The 17,477-nt window shown below is 63.6% G+C and carries 21 protein-coding genes; 5 read left to right on the top strand and 16 right to left on the bottom strand.

The window, feature by feature from the left end:
• Positions 1-3: 3 nt before the first annotated feature.
• The 5 genes from VGM61_RS11605 to VGM61_RS11625 are packed head-to-tail and all read right to left on the bottom strand — an operon-like array spanning position 4 to position 2,844.
• Positions 4-624 carry a LolA-related protein gene (locus VGM61_RS11605; protein ID WP_331522976.1) on the bottom strand — a complete coding sequence of 207 codons (621 nt, stop codon included), beginning with the start codon at positions 622-624 and terminating at the stop codon, positions 4-6.
• Positions 566-1,513 (bottom strand): acyltransferase, encoded by a 948-nt coding sequence (locus VGM61_RS11610; protein ID WP_331522977.1) that lies wholly within the window; start codon positions 1,511-1,513, stop codon positions 566-568. Before VGM61_RS11610 ends, VGM61_RS11605 begins: the two co-directional genes overlap by 59 nt.
• Entirely contained in the window at positions 1,510-1,803 is a 294-nt protein-coding gene (locus tag VGM61_RS11615) for a hydroxymyristoyl-ACP dehydratase (RefSeq protein WP_331522978.1), read from the bottom strand. Before VGM61_RS11615 ends, VGM61_RS11610 begins: the two co-directional genes overlap by 4 nt.
• On the bottom strand, positions 1,800-2,516 hold the full coding sequence (locus tag VGM61_RS11620) for a xanthomonadin biosynthesis protein (protein ID WP_331522979.1): 717 nt from the start codon (positions 2,514-2,516) through the stop codon (positions 1,800-1,802). Before VGM61_RS11620 ends, VGM61_RS11615 begins: the two co-directional genes overlap by 4 nt.
• 58 nt (positions 2,517-2,574) lie before the next feature.
• Positions 2,575-2,844: a phosphopantetheine-binding protein gene (locus VGM61_RS11625; protein WP_331522980.1), complete on the bottom strand. Its 270-nt coding sequence runs from the start codon at positions 2,842-2,844 to the stop codon at positions 2,575-2,577.
• Positions 2,845-2,934: 90 nt separating this feature from the next.
• On the opposite strand from VGM61_RS11625, the gene VGM61_RS11630 reads away from it, so the two are divergent.
• From VGM61_RS11630 to VGM61_RS11650, 5 genes are all read left to right on the top strand, one after another.
• A complete protein-coding gene (locus tag VGM61_RS11630) occupies positions 2,935-3,930 on the top strand; it encodes a pteridine-dependent deoxygenase (RefSeq protein WP_331522981.1) in 996 nt (331 codons plus the stop codon).
• Positions 3,931-4,088: 158 nt separating this feature from the next.
• The gene (locus VGM61_RS11635; protein WP_331522982.1) at positions 4,089-5,309 is read left to right on the top strand and encodes an acyltransferase domain-containing protein; all 1,221 of its coding nucleotides are present in this window, start codon (positions 4,089-4,091) and stop codon (positions 5,307-5,309) included.
• A 40-nt stretch (positions 5,310-5,349) separates the two neighbouring features.
• A complete protein-coding gene (locus VGM61_RS11640; protein ID WP_331522984.1) occupies positions 5,350-5,658 on the top strand; it encodes a hypothetical protein in 309 nt (102 codons plus the stop codon).
• Positions 5,659-5,660: 2 nt separating this feature from the next.
• Positions 5,661-6,485 (top strand): alpha/beta hydrolase, encoded by an 825-nt coding sequence (locus VGM61_RS11645; protein ID WP_331522985.1) that lies wholly within the window; start codon positions 5,661-5,663, stop codon positions 6,483-6,485.
• Positions 6,482-7,654 carry a glycosyltransferase gene (locus VGM61_RS11650; protein WP_331522986.1) on the top strand — a complete coding sequence of 391 codons (1,173 nt, stop codon included), beginning with the start codon at positions 6,482-6,484 and terminating at the stop codon, positions 7,652-7,654. Before VGM61_RS11645 ends, VGM61_RS11650 begins: the two co-directional genes overlap by 4 nt.
• On the opposite strand, the gene glmU is transcribed toward VGM61_RS11650, so the two are convergent.
• The 11 genes from glmU to VGM61_RS11705 form a co-directional block, all read right to left on the bottom strand.
• Entirely contained in the window at positions 7,644-9,008 is a 1,365-nt protein-coding gene (gene glmU / locus VGM61_RS11655; protein WP_331522987.1) for a bifunctional UDP-N-acetylglucosamine diphosphorylase/glucosamine-1-phosphate N-acetyltransferase GlmU, read from the bottom strand. The genes VGM61_RS11650 and glmU overlap by 11 nt on opposite strands.
• 70 nt (positions 9,009-9,078) lie before the next feature.
• Positions 9,079-10,155, bottom strand: coding sequence for a DUF748 domain-containing protein (locus VGM61_RS11660; protein ID WP_331522988.1), 1,077 nt, complete (start codon positions 10,153-10,155; stop codon positions 9,079-9,081).
• Between the two features lie 119 nt (positions 10,156-10,274).
• The gene (locus tag VGM61_RS11665; RefSeq protein ID WP_250626529.1) at positions 10,275-10,697 is read right to left on the bottom strand and encodes a F0F1 ATP synthase subunit epsilon; all 423 of its coding nucleotides are present in this window, start codon (positions 10,695-10,697) and stop codon (positions 10,275-10,277) included.
• A gap of 50 nt (positions 10,698-10,747) precedes the next feature.
• On the bottom strand, positions 10,748-12,160 hold the full coding sequence (gene atpD / locus VGM61_RS11670) for a F0F1 ATP synthase subunit beta (protein WP_331522990.1): 1,413 nt from the start codon (positions 12,158-12,160) through the stop codon (positions 10,748-10,750).
• 71 nt (positions 12,161-12,231) lie between these two features.
• Positions 12,232-13,128: a F0F1 ATP synthase subunit gamma gene (gene atpG / locus VGM61_RS11675; RefSeq protein WP_331522991.1), complete on the bottom strand. Its 897-nt coding sequence runs from the start codon at positions 13,126-13,128 to the stop codon at positions 12,232-12,234.
• 60 nt (positions 13,129-13,188) lie between these two features.
• Positions 13,189-14,739 (bottom strand): F0F1 ATP synthase subunit alpha, encoded by a 1,551-nt coding sequence (gene atpA, locus VGM61_RS11680; RefSeq protein WP_331522992.1) that lies wholly within the window; start codon positions 14,737-14,739, stop codon positions 13,189-13,191.
• 28 nt (positions 14,740-14,767) lie between these two features.
• Positions 14,768-15,301: a F0F1 ATP synthase subunit delta gene (locus tag VGM61_RS11685; RefSeq protein ID WP_331522993.1), complete on the bottom strand. Its 534-nt coding sequence runs from the start codon at positions 15,299-15,301 to the stop codon at positions 14,768-14,770.
• Positions 15,302-15,303: 2 nt separating this feature from the next.
• Complete coding sequence (locus VGM61_RS11690; RefSeq protein ID WP_331522994.1) at positions 15,304-15,774, bottom strand: F0F1 ATP synthase subunit B; 471 nt, start codon at positions 15,772-15,774, stop codon at positions 15,304-15,306.
• A gap of 84 nt (positions 15,775-15,858) precedes the next feature.
• Positions 15,859-16,137 carry a F0F1 ATP synthase subunit C gene (gene atpE, locus VGM61_RS11695; RefSeq protein ID WP_331522995.1) on the bottom strand — a complete coding sequence of 93 codons (279 nt, stop codon included), beginning with the start codon at positions 16,135-16,137 and terminating at the stop codon, positions 15,859-15,861.
• Positions 16,138-16,232: 95 nt separating this feature from the next.
• Complete coding sequence (gene atpB / locus VGM61_RS11700; protein WP_331522996.1) at positions 16,233-17,072, bottom strand: F0F1 ATP synthase subunit A; 840 nt, start codon at positions 17,070-17,072, stop codon at positions 16,233-16,235.
• Between the two features lie 3 nt (positions 17,073-17,075).
• Positions 17,076-17,441 (bottom strand): hypothetical protein, encoded by a 366-nt coding sequence (locus VGM61_RS11705; protein ID WP_331522997.1) that lies wholly within the window; start codon positions 17,439-17,441, stop codon positions 17,076-17,078.
• Positions 17,442-17,477: the final 36 nt, after the last annotated feature.

The following is a 17,477-nucleotide window of genomic DNA, read 5'->3' on the forward strand; positions in this document are numbered from 1 at the left end:
CCATCACGGCGCGGTGCCGGCGCATAAAGCCACCAGGCCATCGCGCGTGGGTTCGGCGGGCATCTTCGCTGCCAGTGGACCGAGCAGGTCGATGGCCACGTCGCCATCGCCTTCTTCCATGCGCATGCAGCGCGGCTCGTTGCCAAGGCCATCCACCACGATGCGGGAAATCTGCTTCGCGACCTTGGCATCGGTGGGCGTGAGTGCCAGCGACCAGTGTTCGCCATCGCGGTTGAGCTGAACGGTGAAAGCCTCGGCCAGGCGTGATGCATCGCCACCGAGCAAGGCGACGAAACTGTCGAGCAACACCTTCAGCTGCGGTGCGCGGGACAGCGAAAAGCTTCGCGGGCTCTTGCCTTCGCGGGTCTGCGTGACCTTATCATCGGCGATGGTCGCCGTTTCCTTGCGCGGGGCATCCACGCGCCGCTCGAGCTTGTCCTGGCCCAGCCAGGCCAGTTCGCCCGACGACACCAGGGGCTTATCCAACACGCTGGAAAAACGCGCCTCGGCGAAACTCGTGCGCGCCGGTGCCGGACGGCCCAGCGATGCGATCAACGCATTCGCATCATGCGCCGGCGCTGCTGGGCTGGATGTGGTCCATGCCAGCATGAGGGCCATCGTCATGCCAGAAATCGTAGAAGTTGAACCAGTTGTAAGGCGCCACATGGGCATAGTGCTCCAATCGCTGCGCGTAGCGGGAAATCAGCTGGTCGAGGGCCCGGGCGCGACCGGCGCGAGGGATCTGCACGCGGTCGGCCATGGTCTCGAAGATGAGCTTGTAGCGGTTGCCACCCATGTACAGGCCGAAGCACAGTACCACCGGCACCTGCAGCACCGACGCCATCAGCCAGGGGCCCACCGGGAACGGCGCGCGCCGGCCAAGGAATTCAACGTGCCGGCAGTGTTCACCGGGGCGGGCACGGTCGGCCAGCAAGGCCACCATCTCGCCCTTGGAGGTTGCCTCGGCCATGGCCAGGGCGATCGAGGTTCCGTCGCGCGAAGCATCGATGACCCTGGCGCCCACCTGGGGTGCCAGCGCCTCGAGAAGTTGCGTCATCGCCGGTGTTTTTTGCTTGTCCAGCACCACGCGCAACGGCACGTCGGGCCGGCGCTGGCTGATCGCGCGCAAGGCCTCGAAGCTGCCCTGGTGCGAACCGACCAACAGCACGCCGTTGCCTTTGGCTAAGGTCTGGTCCAGCAGGGCCAGGCCCTCGACTTCGATGTCGAAATCGCGATCGCCATGGGCCAGCAGGAAGATTCGATCCAGCAGCGTGGCCGCAAAACAATGAATGTGGTGGATGACCTGGGCGTGGCTGACCGGCATACCGGTGACGCGCTCCAGGTACTGGCGCGAGGCGCGGCGCTCGGGTCCGCGGCGAAGGAAGTAGTAGATCGCGATCGGATGTAGCCAGATGCGGCCGAAACCCCGCCCGAAATGCAGCGAGATGAAACGGATCAGCCATAGCGCGAAGCGACCACCGCCCTCGCGCTGCTCACGCCATTGCGCGCTCATGCCGCGCTTCCGGTAACGCTGCCACGGACCAGCACATCGCTGCCGCGGGCCACCGTGAATTTCCAGCGGCCCTCGCCGCCTGCGAGCGTTACCGAGGCTGATTCACCCGGCAGAAGAGGCTGGATGAACTTCGCTTCCGGGACACCCGTCATGCGTTCGCCGGCGACGGCGCGCAGCGCGTCGGCCACGTGCTGCAGAAGCAACACACCCGGCGCGATCGGATGACCGGGGAAATGCCCGGCAAACGCCGGATGGCCGGCGTCGATGGTGAACGCGTGTACCGGGTTCAATGATCCAGCCCCTGTCCGCGAACGAGTTTGGGCCAGCGTACCGCTACCTTCATCACCAACTCGCGAAAACCCGGATGCGATACATGGCGCAGGTGGTACTGGCGGAACACGTGTTCGGCTGCAAACGTGACGGCGATCATCACGTAGGCGCCCGCATGGGCGTAGCCCATGGCCCAGGCAGCCGGCACAGCGAAGGGCGGGGTAATACCCAGGTCGAAAAGAATGCCGCCGGGTACGGCGCAACCCAGCAGAACCGCCAGCAGCATGGCCTGGATCGCCAGGAAACAGGCCCAGAATCGCGTGAGGTTACGCGCGTAGGGTGCGATACCCGGCTCTTCCAGTCGTGCCGGGCTTTCCACCGATGCAATGATCCGGGCGATCAAAGGAATGCGGCCAGCCAGCAGGGTACGCCCGAACACCCAGGACAGGGCCAGGTTGATCAATACAGGTACGCACGAAAGAAGGATCGGGCCCACCCCAAGCACACCGGTGCCGATGATCACCGCAGCGCCGACAAGCCACGCCGCCCAGGCGCGCCGCTTGCCCGCGCCGAGCATCGGCAACGCGATGACGGTGAGCAGTACCAACAGTGCCGCCAGCGACAGGGCCGGGCGGTGCCATACCGCGCCGGAGATGGCCAGCACCGGATAAGCCACCACGAGGGGCAGCATCAAACGGCGGGAGCCATGGCGGGTGGTCTGGGTCGGATTCATCGGCACGTCCATGTTAAGGCGCGGGCCGGCATGCCGGGCGCCCACCGGTGGCATCGGTTCAGCTGGCGCGATGCTGTTCGATATGCTCGGACAGGGTGCGCAGGCTGGTGAAGATGCGCTTGTTGTCCGGGTTGTCCGAGCGCAGCTGGAATCCATAGCGCTTCGATACGGCCAGGGCGATTTCCAGCGCGTCGATGGAGTCCAGGCCCAGGTCGCCGCCAAACAGGGGAGCGTCCGGATCGATCTGGTCCGGTTGGGTGTCTTCCAGGTTGAGACTGGTCACTACCAGGGTGGCCAATTCGCTCTGCGCTGCCGTCTGCTCTGCCATGCTTCCTTCCGATACCCATGAAATCCTGCCCCCCCCGGCGGCAGCGGTCGCGGAGTGTACCATAGCGACTGGATGAAGCCGGATCGAACCATGGTTCAGGGTTGTGAAAAACTGCACGCGAATCAGTTAACTGCATCGCGGGCACCACAGGTTTCCTATCAATCTTCCCCTACCCTCGCCGCCAATGTGCTGGCGGCTTTCCGTTTCCACGGCGCCCCCTGTGCGCAAGAAGATGCGCGGGTACTGGACGTCGCCCTGGCGCCGCTCGCCGGCGACGCCACCGAGATATGGACCGTCGATGGCGAAGTCACCTCGGGCCGTGAAGGCGACTTGCGCTGGTCGCGGGGCGGCGGCTGGCTGTTCTGTGCGCTGGAAGCAGACGAACGTATCCAGGGTGGTCCGGAAGGTGCGGCACGGCATGCCTATGGCACGCTTTCCCGGTTCCTTGGCCAGCAGCCCGAGCGCCATGTGCAGCGGCTGTGGAACTACCTGGGCGGGATCAACCGCGGCGAGGGCGACGACGAACGCTACAAGCATTTCTGCCATGGCCGCGCGGAAGGCATGGGCGACTGGTTCGCCAGCGGTTTCCCGGCGGCGACGGCGATCGGCCACCACGCCGGTGAGCACCTGTTGCAGGTGTACCTGCTGGCCGGGCCCTCTCCCGGGCGCCGGGTGGAGAACCCGCGGCAGGTCAGTGCCTGGGAGTATCCCCGCCAGTATGGTCGCACGCCGCCGACCTTCAGCCGCGCCACCGTGCTTTGTACCGGCGATGCCCTGGCGATTTCCGGCACTGCATCGGTGATCGGCCACGCCACTGCGCATGAAGGCGAAGTGCTGGCCCAACTGGATGAAACCCTGCGCAATCTCGATGCCCTGCTCGCCAGCGGCGGATTGCCCGAGGGCTTCGACAGCCGCAGTCCGTTGAAAGTGTATGTTCGCCATGGCGAACATGCTGCGCTCATTCACCAGGCACTCCTCAGGCGATTGCCAGGTGTGCCGTTGCTGCTGTTGCACGGCGACATCTGCAGAGCTGACCTGCTTCTGGAAATCGACGGGTGGCGCTACGCAGCGGCCAGTACCGCGTAGCCGATACACGCGGCGAGCGCCCTCGCGATGCGTCGGAAAATCCTACCCTCGGGAAAGTGAGACGCTCACCGGACGTACTTGCCGGGGCTTATGGAGCAAGTGCACCTGCGTCGATAACGTGTCAGTGCGTCGAGTAACGACGTATTCGATCGACACACATGAGCATTCATTCCGCGCCCCGTGCACCTGCTTCACCCTCGCCCGGACACGCGTCCGGATTCAATGCGCCAGCATTCTCGCTCCATGCGGCGGACGACATCGGGACACTCGCCCGATGCGTCCTCCAGGGGCCATCGCTGGACACTCCCCTGGGGGAACATCGACTGGCGCTGGTCGATCCAACACCAGAGCGCCTGGCGGTGGCATCGCGCATCGTCGCCCGAGGCGTGCCCCATGCCGGCCCGCGCGGCATCTGGTTCCAACCTCGCGGCAAGCACATCGCAAGCGGCAAATGCGCCTTCCTCTTCCCCGGCGTGGACAATCGTCCGCTGCCGAACCTGGATGACGTGTCACGTCATTTCGCCGGTCCGCCGCCACCGCAGCCAGGCATCGACCCTGGCGACACGCTGGCAAGGTCGCGCCAATCGATGGAAAGCGGCATCCTGCTGGACCACGCCATGCGTCAGTTGGGTGTTCGTCCGGACGGAAGGGCCGGGCTCAGCTGTGGTGAATGGGCTGCGCTTACCGTTACCGGTGGGTTCGTCAACGTTGCGCCACTGCTCGACTATCGCCGTGCCGGGCTACCGCTGCCCAATCTTGTCTACCTCGCAGCAGCCATCAATGCCAATGTCCTGCGCGAGATCCTTGCGACCACGCAACGCATGGCGGATGTTGCCGTTTCGCACGAGAACTCCCCTTCGCAATCGGTCGCTTGTGGGCCCATCGAGGACATCGGGCGCCTTCGGGAAATACTCCAGTCGAAAGGTGTAATCACCCAGGAACTGGCCGTACGTTCCGGATTCCATGTGCCGGCGTTTGCGCCGCACGTAGATGCCATGCTTGGTTTCCTCGAGCTGGAGGCCCGGCCACCCAACTCTGAAGTGTGGTCGTGCGTTTCCGCAACACCATTTCCCGCCGAAAGATCCGGCTGCTCGCAACTGCTTCGCCGGCATTTCGTCGAACCGGTGAATTTTCTCAGGCTTGTCCGTGCCATGCACGCAGATGACTACCGCGTTTTTGTCGAATTGGGCAGCGGCGCACTGTGCGCCATGGTGGCCGACACTCTCGACGGAATGCCACATGTCGCCGTGCCCGCTGCACACCATTCGCGCCCCGGCCTTGAAAGCCTGCAACGCGCTCTCCTGGCGCTTTGGACAACTCATGTCGGCGTCGATCCTTTCGCGCTAGCCCCACACCCGCGCGCACTTGCCGTCTCTTGACATCCTTCGAGCATCAGCCATCTCTTCAAGGACCAAAACCATGACCACTCCACTCACTTTGTCGATCGACGAAATGGCGGCGCTCGAGACCGTCGTGGTGATCCTGCGTGAACTTACCGCCGACTATGACATCGACATACCGATTGATCCCAATCTGGAGCTGCAGGATGGCCTTGGGCTGGACAGCATCGACCTGGCACAACTTTCCGCAGAGCTATGGACGCGTTACGACGCGCGGGTGAACCTTGCCGAGCATTGTTCACGCCTCGAATTCGATGCCATCGCGCGCTTCTCGCTCGGCGACATTGCGCGTTACGTGGCCTCGGCAATTCGCGCAGCCGGGGCCTGACCATGTATGTCAAGGCACAAGGTATTGAGCACCATGTAATCATTGCCGACAACACCGGCGAACGCACCAAGCCCGAATCCGGCCGCCCCGTGGTGGTCATGGTGCACGGCGCCGTCGCGGACAGTTTTGCCAGTTTCTACCTTTCGCTGCACTGGCCACTTGCGTGCATAGGCACCACCAACCTCATGTACGACCGGCGCGCTCATGGGCGCACGGGCTACTTGCCGCGAACGCTCACTTTGCAACAGGCGAGCGCCGACCTCGCCGATATCCTTGCCGCCGCGGGCATCACCGACGCAGTGCACCTGGTAGGTAACTCGTACGGAGCCAGCGTGATTGTCGACTTCGCCGTCCACTACCCCGGGCGCGCTGCATCCCTGATCCTGCTCGAAGGCGAGCCTCCTACCCTGCGATGGCGCACCCAGATGCTTGAGGGCCTGGCACATGGCCTGGACGAGACCGACACGCACAGGAAATTCGCACTTTCCGACGGCCTGGGTACCCGGCATCAACGCCGTGCGAAGGCCGCCATCAGGGTGCTTGAGGACACGACGATGTTCCGCGACTTGGGGGCAAGCCGGCTTGTCGATGGCGCCATGCTCGATGTCCTTACCATGCCGATCCTCGGGATATATGGCGAAGCGAGCACGGTCGGCGTGAAAGCGCGCACGTTGGCCGCCATGGGCGATCGGGAGAATTTCAGCCACGAGACCATCCCTGGCGCAGGACATCTCCTACTTTTCGATGCGCCACGCCAGGTCGGCGAGCTGATCACGCAATTCCTGGTGCGGCACGACCCGCGCTGCGCAGCGGTTACCCGGCCTTGAGCCGTGTACTGCTGGTGGTCCCGCCGTGGAGGGGACATGTCAATCCGGCCGCCGGTGTCGCCGCTGTCCTGCATGGCGAGGGCCACGAGGTTGCCTGGGCCGGGCACGCGCCTTTGCTTCGGGAGCTTGGTGTGCCCGGCCGCATCTTCCCGACAGGGCCGCTTCCCCCCACGCCCGATAGACCGGGCGGCATGCATGGCATGGCAGCGCTACAGACACTATGGAATCATGCACTGGTACCGCTGGCACTGGGCATGGACATCGCCGTCGCCAATGCCATGGATACTTTCGCACCCGACGCGATGTTGGTGGACCAGCAAGCCATTGGCGCTGGCATCCGGGCGCAGCAGCGTGGCGTGCCATGGCTCACGCTTGCCAGCAGCCCCGGCGAACTGGTCACGCATGGCGACATGCACGCGCCTGTGCGCCGCTGGATGATCCAGACCACCCGCGAGCTCGCGGGCAGGCTTGGAGTCGACTCGATCCCTGCTGATCCACTGTTCTCTCCGCAGGGCACCGTGATGCCCAGCTGTCCGGCATTGATGGGCGAGATACCTGAGGGCTTGCTTGTACACGCAGTGGGCTGCCTCCTGGCGCATCGCGCGACCGCCAACGTTGCAGGCGTGGAAGATCCGATAGCGGGCCACCACCACGTACTGGTAAGCATGGGCACGGTAAGCGAAGAGGCATCCATCCGCTTCCTGGAAGCAACATGGCTTGCCGCGCAGGAAGGGCCGGCATCGATACACTGGACCATCGTCGACCCGACCGGATCCCTCGGCAAACGCCATGCGCCGAATGTCACGCTAGCTCGTCACGTCGACCAGCTGGCGCTCCTTGGCAACATGGATGCCGTGTTATGCCACGGCGGTCATAACACTGTCGCTGAAGCCCTTGCCCATGGCCGGCCACTGGTCGTCGCGCCCATACGCGACGATCAGCCCTTGATCGCACAACGCGTGGAAGTCAACGGCGCCGGTGTGCGCCTGCGGTTTGCCCATGCCCGGCCCACGCATATCGCCGCAGCGGTACACCGCGTGCTCCACGAAGCATCATTTCGCCAATCCGCCAGGGCCATCGCCGGCCAACTGCTCGATGGCGAGGCACGCGTGAAGCGGTTGGTGGGGCAGTGGCTTACCCATCCTCGCGCGTGCCTACCTAGCGTTTGACAGGACGTTTCCACCCCTGAATGGTCGCCTGGCGCGCACGGGCCACCGTCAGTTCGCCAGGCGGCGCATCCTTGTTGACCACAGACCCCGCGCCGATGGTGGATCCGTCATGCAGGGTCACTGGTGCCACTAGTGCACTATTCGAACCCACGAACACATCGTCGCCGATCGACGTTGTGAACTTGTTCACCCCGTCGTAGTTGCAGGTGATGGTGCCGGCCCCGATGTTGGTACGGCGACCGATCACCGTGTCGCCGATATAGGAAAGATGGTTCACCTTCGAGCCCTCACCGATGGCGGACTTCTTCACTTCCACGAAGTTGCCCACGTGCACGTTGGCGGCAAGTTCGGTGCCCGGGCGCAGGCGCGCGAAGGGACCAATCAGGCACGGTCCGCGGGTGACCACGCCATCGAGATCACAATGCGCATGTACCACGGTGCCCGCCGCCAGGGATACGTTGCGCAGGCGGCAGAACGGCCCCACCCGCACCTCGTCACCCAGTTCCACGCTGCCCTCCAGTACCACATTGGCGTCGATTTCCACATCGCGGCCGGCATTGACCTTGCCACGGATATCCAGTCGTGCCGGGTCGACCACGCGCACGCCTGCGATCATCAGCGCCTTCGCCGCCGACTGGCGGTGGAATGCTTCGAGTTCGGCCAGCTGCCAGGGATCATTCGCGCCCGCCGCTTCGTATTCGGCGCACTCTATACAAAGCGCCGCCTGCCCTTCCTTGTTGGCCATGGCGAAGACGTCGGTGAGGTAGTACTCGCCCTGCTTGTTGTCGTTGGTCAGGCGCTCGCACCATGTGCGCAGGCTGGGGCCATCGGCGATAAGCATGCCGGTGTTTATCAGGTCGATCTTGCGCTGCGTATCATCCGCGTCACGTTCCTCGACCACGGCCTTGACCTTGCCATTGCCATCGCGCAGTACACGGCCATAGCCACGCGGATCGGCCACGCGCGTGGCCAGCATGGCGATACCGACTTCGGCGTCGATCATGCCCTGCAAGGTATTGGCATGAACCAGGGGGACATCGCCGTAGAGCACCAGCACGCGGATGTCGGCAGGCATCTCGGCCAGCGCCGTGCGAACGGCGTGTCCCGTGCCCAGGCGCTCGCGCTGCTCGATCCAGTGGATGTCGTCGTTGCCTGCAAAGGCCTCGCGCACCTGCTCGCCCTTGTGTCCATACACCACGTGAATGCCCGCGGCGCCAAGGGCCCGGGCGGTGTCCACCACGTGGGCCAACAGCGGCCGCCCGGCCAGTGGCATCAGCACCTTGGCGCGTGCCGATTTCATGCGCTTGCCTTCGCCGGCGGCGAGGATCAGGACGTGGACCGGGTGTTGGGACATGGGAGGCTCGGCGAGAGGATTGGGCGCCACTTTGGACGAGGCGGCCCCGGAAGCCAATAGGCTCGGCGACCTACTTCTTTTCGGGGTCGGGCTTGAGGTTTTCCAGAGTCGGCGAATACGCCTTGACGAACGCATTCCGCAAAATGCCGGTAATGGCGTCCCAGGTGCTCACATTCTTCTGGTCAAGTCGTCCGCTGATGGCCACCCGGGTGGCCAGCAGGTCCTTGTCGTGGTTCTTGAAGATCCACGACAGCCCTTGGGCCGTGGCTTCCCAGGCTATCCGCAGCGGATTCTTGTGGTCTTGCTCCACATCCTGCTTCCAGCTGAAGATCTGCACGTCATGGAAGAGTGGCTTGGCGTAACCGGAAAGGTTCTTGTCGTGGGATTCAAGCTCCATCACGAAGTCGCCCTTGCCAGCGGCGAAATCAAGCCCGGCGTAGGCGCGGGCAAGATCGTTGGCCTTGGTAAGCACAATGTCCCTGACGGTGAGCTCGTATTTGAAATCACCCCACGTCTGCAGCGGGTCGAAGCTTGCTTTCACCGTCAATGGTGCCTCGCCCAGGATGTTGGCCTTGATGTCCGCGGTGGCCACCACCGTGCCGTTCGCCCTCGATGCGTTGCTCAAGTTCTCAAGCGTGCCGTTGACGTCGGTGGCCTTGAGATCTACCCGGGGGCTCGAGACGAAGTTACGGAACGTTACCGTGCTGTCGTGCACGTTGATCTCGTCCAGGCGGATGGGCGCCAGGTGCTTGATCTGCTCGCGCCAGTCCACGCCTTTGCCGGTCTGCGATTCGCCGCCGCCGCGGCCATCGACGAAATTCAGTTCAGCATTGTAGAAATCGATTTTCGCGCGCACCACGCCGTGGCGCAGGGCCTTCCAGCTGACAGCGGTATCGGTGTGGGGGGCATTGAAGAAGTGGACCGGAACCTTTCCGTCGACCTTCTCGATGACCAGCCCGTTGATGGTGTACGCACCCCGCCACAGGTGGATGTCGATGTCGCCGATGTGGCCGCGATACGCGCCCATCGTCTGCATGCGGCCATTGAGGTAGTTAAGCACCACATACGGCAACGCAAGGCGGCCGGCGATGACGAGCACAACCAGTACGCCCAGTATCCATAAGGGGCGGCTATAGCGTGCTTTCATCGGATCAGGCCGTGGGCTGCAATCATCAGACTGCCATTGTAGACAGCAGGCAGGTTGTCGCGGCATGAAGAAAAAAGCCGGCCCAAAGGCCGGCTTCCTGGTGTTACTCGAACGAGGGCTTAGTGGCGGACCATCTTTCGCATGCGCTCCAGCGCCTGCAGCTGGGCCAGGGCCTCGGCAAGCTTGGCCTGGGCGGCGCTGACATCAAGCGTGTCGCCTCGGTTGGCCAGGGCCTGCTCGGCGTCCTTCTTGGCGGCCTGCGCGGCCGCTTCGTCGAGGTCGGTGGCACGGATGGCTGTATCGGCCAGCACCGTCACCACCTGCGGCTGCACTTCGAGGAAGCCGCCGTTGACGTAGAACGACTGACGCTCGCCCGAGGCCAGCACCACTTCGACGAAACCCGGCTTCAGGCGAGTCACCAGCGGTGCATGGCGCGGGGCTATGCCCAACTCGCCCATCTCACCGGTGGCCACCACCAGGGTAGCGTCGCCGGAGAATTCCTCGGCTTCGGCACTGACGATGTCGACACGGATGGTATGCATGGGGAGTCCTGATTCGTTGCGTTAAGGAGGATGGAAGCTAAGAGGGGGCTTTAGGCCGCCTTCTTCGCACCCATGTCCTCGGCCTTCTTGATGGCCTCGTCGATGCCGCCGACCATGTAGAAAGCCTGCTCGGGCAAGTGATCCACTTCGCCCTCGACGATCATCTTGAAGCCGCGGATGGTTTCCTTCAGCGGCACGTACTTGCCCGGCGAACCGGTGAACACTTCGGCCACGTGGAACGGCTGGGAGAAGAAACGCTCGATCTTTCGGGCGCGGGACACCGATTCCTTGTCGTCCTGGGACAGTTCGTCCATGCCCAGGATGGCGATGATGTCCTTCAGTTCCTTGTAGCGCTGCAGCGTGCCCTGCACCTTGCGGGCCACGTCGTAGTGCTCCTGACCGATCACGGCCGGGTCCAGCTGGCGGCTGGTGGAATCGAGCGGATCCACCGCCGGGTAGATACCCAGCGATGCAATGCTGCGGCTCAAGGTAACCGTGGCGTCCAGATGCGCGAACGTGGTGGCCGGCGACGGGTCGGTAAGGTCATCCGCGGGCACGTATACCGCCTGGATCGATGTGATCGAGCCGGTCTTGGTGGAGGTGATGCGTTCCTGCAGCACGCCCATTTCTTCGGCCAGGGTGGGCTGGTAGCCCACGGCGGAGGGCATGCGGCCCAGCAGCGCCGACACTTCGGTACCGGCCAGCGTGTAGCGGTAGATGTTGTCGACGAACAGCAACACGTCCTTGCCCTTGCCGGTTTCGTCCTTCTCGTCGCGGAAGTACTCGGCCATGGTGAGGCCGGTGAGCGCCACGCGCAGGCGGTTGCCCGGCGGCTCGTTCATCTGGCCGTACACCATCGCGACCTTGTCCAGGACGTTGGAGTCTTTCATCTCGTGGTAGAAGTCGTTGCCCTCGCGGGTACGCTCACCGACGCCTGCGAACACGGAAAGACCCGAGTGCGCCTTGGCGATGTTGTTGATCAGCTCCATCATGTTGACCGTCTTCCCCACGCCGGCACCGCCGAACAGCCCGACCTTGCCGCCCTTGGCGAACGGGCACATCAGGTCGATCACCTTGATGCCGGTTTCCAGCAACTCGCTGGCGGCTGCCTGGTCGTCATACGACGGGGCGGCGCGATGGATCACCCAGGTTTCCTTCTCGCCGATCGGACCGGCTTCGTCGATCGGGTTGCCGAGCACATCCATGATGCGGCCGAGCGTGGCTGCGCCGACCGGCACCTTGATGCCTTCACCGGTATTGCGGGCTACGAGGTTACGGCGCAGGCCATCGGTGGAACCCAGCGCAATGGTACGGACGACGCCGTCGCCCAGCTGCTGCTGTACTTCCAGCGTGATATCGGTGCCGTCGATCTTCAGTGCGTCGTAAATCTTCGGCACCTGGTCGCGCGGGAATTCGACGTCGACGACCGCGCCGATGATCTGTACAACTTTGCCCTGGCTCATGGATCTGCTCCGGATGGATCTTTGTGTGTACGTGTCGGCGCCGCCGTGGCGTCGCCTATGGATGTGTTGCCTTAGACCGCCGCGGCGCCGCCGACGATTTCGGAAATTTCCTGCGTGATCGCCGCCTGGCGCGCCTTGTTGTAGACGAGGGTGAGCTCGTCGATGACCTTGTTGGCGTTGTCGGAGGCGGCCTTCATGGCCACCATGCGGGCGGCGTGCTCGCTGGCAAGGTTCTCCAGCGCCGCCTGGTAGACGATGGATTCGATGTAACGGCCCAGGAGGTGCTCGAGCACCGTGCGCGCATCGGGCTCGTAGATGTATTCCCAGTCGTGCGACTGTTCGGTCTTGACGCCCGAATCGTGGGCCACCAGTTCCTTGGCCACGACGGTGAGCGGCAACAGGGTTTCCACCGTCGGCTTCTGCACGATGGTGTTGACGAAGCTGTTGTACACCAGCAGGACGCGGTCCAGGCGCTTGGCCGTGTAGGCATCGAGCACGACCTTGATCACGCCGATCAGGTCTTCCACCCGCGGCTTCTCGCCAAGGTGCGCGGCGGTGCCGATCAGGTTCACGCCCTTGATGCGACGGAAGAACTGGATGGCCTTCTGGCCGACGGCGACGATGTCGACACCGGCGCCCTGGGCCTGCCATTCACTGATGGTGGCAAGCGTGCGGCGGAACAGGTTGGAGTTGAGGCCACCGGCAAGCCCTCGGTCGGTGGAGACCACGATGATGGCGATGTTGCCGACCGACGACCGCTCGGTGAGGAACGGATGCGGGAAATCGGTGTTGGCCTGGGCCACATGCGCTATCACCTTGCGCATGGCCTTCGCGTAGGGACGCGAGGCCTTCATCAGGTCTTGCGCCTTGCGGATCTTCGAGGCCGAGACCATTTCGAGCGCGCGCGTGACCTTACGCATGTTCTGCGTGCTCTTGATCTTGGTTTTGATTTCGCGACCGCTGGCCATGTGCTCTTCCGTCTTGTTGGTTTACCGCGCCGGCGGGCGAACCCGCCGGCGGTGCATCAGTTACCAGCTACCGGTCTTCTTGAACTCGTCCGCCGCGGCCTTGAAGGTGGCCTCGATGTCGTTGTTCCAGTCGCCGGTTTTCTCGATCTTGCTCATCAGTTCGCCGTGGTTCTGGCGCATGAAGGCATGCAGGCCCTTCTCGAACGGCAGCACCTTGTTGACCGGCAGGTCGTCGAGGTAGCCCTTCTCGGCCGCGAACACCGACACGCCGAGCTCGGCAATGGAAAGCGGCGAATACTGCGCCTGCTTCATCAGTTCCGTCACGCGCTGGCCACGGTCGAGCTGGGCGCGGGTGGCAGCGTCGAGGTCGGAGGCGAACTGCGCGAAGGCTGCCAGTTCACGGAACTGGGCCAGCGACAGCTTGATGCCACCGGAGAGCTTCTTGACGATCTTGGTCTGGGCCGCGCCACCGACACGCGACACCGAGATACCGGCGTTCACGGCCGGGCGGATGCCAGCGTTGAAAAGGTCGGTTTCCAGGAAGATCTGGCCGTCGGTGATGGAGATCACGTTGGTCGGCACGAACGCCGAGACGTCGCCGGCCTGGGTCTCGATGATCGGCAGCGCGGTGAGCGAGCCGGTCTTGCCCTTCACTTCGCCGTTGGTCATCTTCTCGACATATTCCTCGCTGACGCGCGAAGCGCGCTCGAGCAGACGCGAGTGGAGATAGAAGACGTCACCCGGGTAGGCTTCGCGGCCCGGCGGACGCTTGAGCAGCAGCGAGATCTGGCGGTAGGCCACGGCCTGCTTGGAAAGATCGTCATAAATGATGAGTGCGTCTTCGCCGCGGTCGCGGAAGTACTCACCCATGGCGCAACCGGAATACGGCGCCACGTACTGCAGGGCGGCCGATTCGGACGCCGAGGCCACCACGATGATGGTGTGGGCCAGGGCATTGTTCTCTTCCAGCTTGCGCACCACGTTGGCGATCGAGCTGCGCTTCTGGCCGATGGCGACGTAGATGCACTTAATGCCGGAGTCTTTCTGGTTGATGATCGCGTCGATGGCGACGGCGGTCTTGCCCGTCTGGCGGTCACCGATGATCAGTTCGCGCTGGCCGCGGCCGATCGGGATCATGGCGTCGATGGACTTGTAACCCGTCTGCATCGGCTGGTCGACCGATTTGCGCCAGATCACGCCAGGGGCGACCTTCTCGATCGCGCTGGTACCGGCGGCCTCGATCGGGCCCTTGCCGTCGATCGGATTGCCGAGCGCGTCAACCACGCGGCCGAGCAGGCCCGGGCCGACCGGCACTTCGAGGATGCGGCCGGTGGTCTTGGCGGTATCGCCTTCGCGGATCGCCTGGTATTCACCCAGCACCACGGCGCCGACGGAGTCGCGCTCAAGGTTCATTGCCAGGGCGAACACGTTGCCCGGCAATTCGATCATTTCGCCCTGCATCACGTCGGCCAGGCCGTGGATGCGCACGATGCCGTCGGAGACGCTGATGACAGTGCCTTCGTTGCGGGCTTCCGAGCCGAGCTTGAACTGCTCGATGCGGGTCTTGATCAGCTCACTGATCTCGGACGGGTTCAGGGTGGTACTGGACATGGTCGTTTCCTGGAATTTGAAACTGGGTTCAGTGCGTCAGCGCCGTGGCCAGGCGCGCCAGACGGCCGCGCGCTGAACCGTCGATCACTTCCTCGCCGGTATCGATCACCACGCCGCCGAGCAGCGCGGCATCGACATGCGCCTGGATTTCGATCTCGCGCTTGAAGCGACGCTTGAGCGATGCCTTGAGCGTTTCGGCCTGGGCGGCATCGAGCGCCAGCGCGCTGGTCACCTTGACCAGCAAGGTGTGTTCAGACTCACGCTTCATCTCGTCGAAGAGCTCCTCGACTTCCGGCAGCAGCGACAGGCGACGCTGGTCGGCCAGGGCTGCCAGGAACGAGCCAAACGGCGCACTGGCGTCCATGCCCGATGGCAGGTGCAGGGCAACAAGCTGCGCCGTCTGCACGCGCGGGTCGTTCAGCAGGTCGTGCACTCGGGCGTCGCCGGAAACGGCGGCCGCGAACGCCAGGGCCCCGGACCAGTCGGCAAGCTTGCCCTCCGCATGCGCGATCTCGAAAGCCGCACGTGCGTAGGGACGGGCGAGGGTGAGCGCCTGGGCCATGGTCAGATCTCGGCCGCGAGCTGATCGAGCATGGCCTTGTGCGAGGCCGGATCGATTTCACGCTGGACGATCTTCTCCGCACCGCGGATGGCCAACTGGCTCACCTGCGCGCGCAGCTGCTCGCGGGCCTTCTGGGCCATCGAGGCGATGTCGTCCTGGGCCGCGGCCTTCAGGCGATTGATCTCTTCGATGGCATCCACACGGGCCTTGTCGATGATCTGGTTGGCCTGTTGCTGGGCCTTGTCGATGATCTCGGACGACTGCAGGCGCGCCTGCTTGATCTCGACGGCAACCCGGGCATCGGCGTCCTTGAGTTCCGAGCGCGCGCGTTCAGCCGCGTCCAGGCCGTCGGCAACCTTTTTTTGACGTTCTTCGATGGCGCCGTTGATCTGGGGCCAGATGAACTTGGTGGTAAACCAGACCAGTATCGCGAACGATAGCATCTGGCCCAGGAAGGTCATGTTGATATTCATGATCTTACCGATATCTCCCGAAACGCATTAACGATGCGGCCACCGCAACGGGCAAGCCCGCTGCGGTGGCATGAACCCGCTGGATCAACCGCCCGCGGCGGTCTTGAGCATGCCCAGCAGCGGGTTGGAGAACGCCAGCAGAAGTGCGATGGCCAGGCCGATGATGAACGCGGCGTCGATCAGGCCGGCCAGCAGGAACATACGGCCCTGCAGCAGCGGAACCAGTTCCGGCTGGCGTGCAGCGGCTTCGAGGAACTTCGAGCCCATGATGCCGATACCGAGGCAGGCGCCCAGGGCACCGAGGCCGATGATGATGCCGATGGCGATGGCCGTCAGGGCCTGCACGTGTGCGATGAATTCCATGGTGCTCTCCTACGATGCGATAGCGGGTTGGCTAGAACGAAACGAAACAAAAAGTGAGTGGTAAATCGTGCTGCAGTTGACGGGTACTGCCTTGCTCAGTGGTGCTCGCGCGCCATCGCGATATAGACGATGGTCAGCATCATGAAGATGTAGGCCTGCAGCGCGATGATCAGGATGTGGAAAATGGCCCAGCCCGTGTTGAACAGGACACCCGGCACGAAACCGATCCAGCTGATCATCAAACCGGCGATCAGCATGAAGACCAGCTCGCCGCCGTACATGTTGCCGAAAAGTCGCATCGCCAGCGATACCGGCTTGGACAGGTATTCGACGAGGTTCAGCAGCAGGTTGAACGGCGAAAGCACGATTTTCATTACCGTGCCCTCGGACTGGAACGGTGCGGTGAGCAGTTCCTTGCCGAAGCCGGCACCGCCCTTCGCCTTGATGCCGTGCGCCAGCACGATGAAGAACACCGCCAGGGCCAGGCCGATCGTCGTGTTCACGTCAGCAGTGGGAACCATGCGGAAATACGTGTGATGGGCCACTTCATGGCCGCGGAAGGTCGTAACCAGCCAGCCGGCAAGATCCACCGGCAGCAGGTCCATCGCGTTCATGAAGAACACCCACATGAAGATCGACAGCGCCAGCGGCGTGATCGTGCGGCGGTCGCCGTGGAACGTATCCTTGACCTGGGTATCGACGAACTCGACGATGATCTCGACCAGTGCCTGCGCCTTCGAGGGCACGCCGGAACTCGCCTTGCGCGCCAGCAGCCAGAACCACAGGCAGAAGAGTGCACCGAGTACGAGCGAAACCACGATTGAATCCAGGCGCACGTCCCAGAAGGAGCCTGCGCCCGGACGTGTGGTCACCACCAGATGCTCAAGGTGATGCTGGATGTATTCGGTCAGACCGCCCTGCGGTTCACTTGCCATGCCTCAACCCTTGAATCTGAATGCGAGCAGATTTACCGCGAATGCAGCCGCCAGACCTGCCAGGGCGGCCAACGGCGGCAGCTTCCAATGAACCAGAACCAGCAGCAGCCCACCGACGATGACGACCCATTTAAGGATCGTTCCCGCGATAAGGCGCCCCAACATGACCGCTCCGCCACCCATGCCGCTGAAGGTTCGCGCTGCCATAAGCGCGTTGCCCAAAGCGACCAGCAGCGCACTCAACGAGGCGGCCAGTGCATAGCGCCAGCCCAACCCGAGGAATGCGAGGCCCACCAGCGCCGCCACGGCAACCTGCCACATGAACAGGCGCAAGGCCAGACGACGACCGACGGAAAGATTGTTAAGCACGCGATGGTTCCCGTGACGGTTTCGCACTAGGCGCCA

The sequence above is a fragment of the Pinirhizobacter sp. genome (assembly GCF_036499745.1).
Taxonomy (GTDB): domain Bacteria; phylum Pseudomonadota; class Gammaproteobacteria; order Xanthomonadales; family Rhodanobacteraceae; genus Pinirhizobacter.

Bases quoted from the DNA above. Each gene is read 5' to 3' on its own strand.
- VGM61_RS11605 (WP_331522976.1), bottom strand. From the start codon at position 624: ATGACGATGGCCCTCATGCTGGCATGGACCACATCCAGCCCAGCAGCG.
- VGM61_RS11610 (WP_331522977.1), bottom strand. From the start codon at position 1,513: ATGAGCGCGCAATGGCGTGAGCAGCGCGAGGGCGGTGGTCGCTTCGCG.
- VGM61_RS11620 (WP_331522979.1), bottom strand. From the start codon at position 2,516: ATGAATCCGACCCAGACCACCCGCCATGGCTCCCGCCGTTTGATGCTG.
- VGM61_RS11625 (WP_331522980.1), bottom strand. From the start codon at position 2,844: ATGGCAGAGCAGACGGCAGCGCAGAGCGAATTGGCCACCCTGGTAGTG.
- VGM61_RS11630 (WP_331522981.1), top strand. From the start codon at position 2,935: ATGGTTCAGGGTTGTGAAAAACTGCACGCGAATCAGTTAACTGCATCG.
- VGM61_RS11635 (WP_331522982.1), top strand. From the start codon at position 4,089: ATGAGCATTCATTCCGCGCCCCGTGCACCTGCTTCACCCTCGCCCGGA.
- VGM61_RS11640 (WP_331522984.1), top strand. From the start codon at position 5,350: ATGACCACTCCACTCACTTTGTCGATCGACGAAATGGCGGCGCTCGAG.
- VGM61_RS11645 (WP_331522985.1), top strand. From the start codon at position 5,661: ATGTATGTCAAGGCACAAGGTATTGAGCACCATGTAATCATTGCCGAC.
- glmU (WP_331522987.1), bottom strand. From the start codon at position 9,008: ATGTCCCAACACCCGGTCCACGTCCTGATCCTCGCCGCCGGCGAAGGC.
- VGM61_RS11660 (WP_331522988.1), bottom strand. From the start codon at position 10,155: ATGAAAGCACGCTATAGCCGCCCCTTATGGATACTGGGCGTACTGGTT.
- VGM61_RS11665 (WP_250626529.1), bottom strand. From the start codon at position 10,697: ATGCATACCATCCGTGTCGACATCGTCAGTGCCGAAGCCGAGGAATTC.
- atpD (WP_331522990.1), bottom strand. From the start codon at position 12,160: ATGAGCCAGGGCAAAGTTGTACAGATCATCGGCGCGGTCGTCGACGTC.
- atpG (WP_331522991.1), bottom strand. From the start codon at position 13,128: ATGGCCAGCGGTCGCGAAATCAAAACCAAGATCAAGAGCACGCAGAAC.
- atpA (WP_331522992.1), bottom strand. From the start codon at position 14,739: ATGTCCAGTACCACCCTGAACCCGTCCGAGATCAGTGAGCTGATCAAG.
- VGM61_RS11685 (WP_331522993.1), bottom strand. From the start codon at position 15,301: ATGGCCCAGGCGCTCACCCTCGCCCGTCCCTACGCACGTGCGGCTTTC.
- VGM61_RS11690 (WP_331522994.1), bottom strand. From the start codon at position 15,774: ATGAATATCAACATGACCTTCCTGGGCCAGATGCTATCGTTCGCGATA.
- atpE (WP_331522995.1), bottom strand. From the start codon at position 16,137: ATGGAATTCATCGCACACGTGCAGGCCCTGACGGCCATCGCCATCGGC.
- atpB (WP_331522996.1), bottom strand. From the start codon at position 17,072: ATGGCAAGTGAACCGCAGGGCGGTCTGACCGAATACATCCAGCATCAC.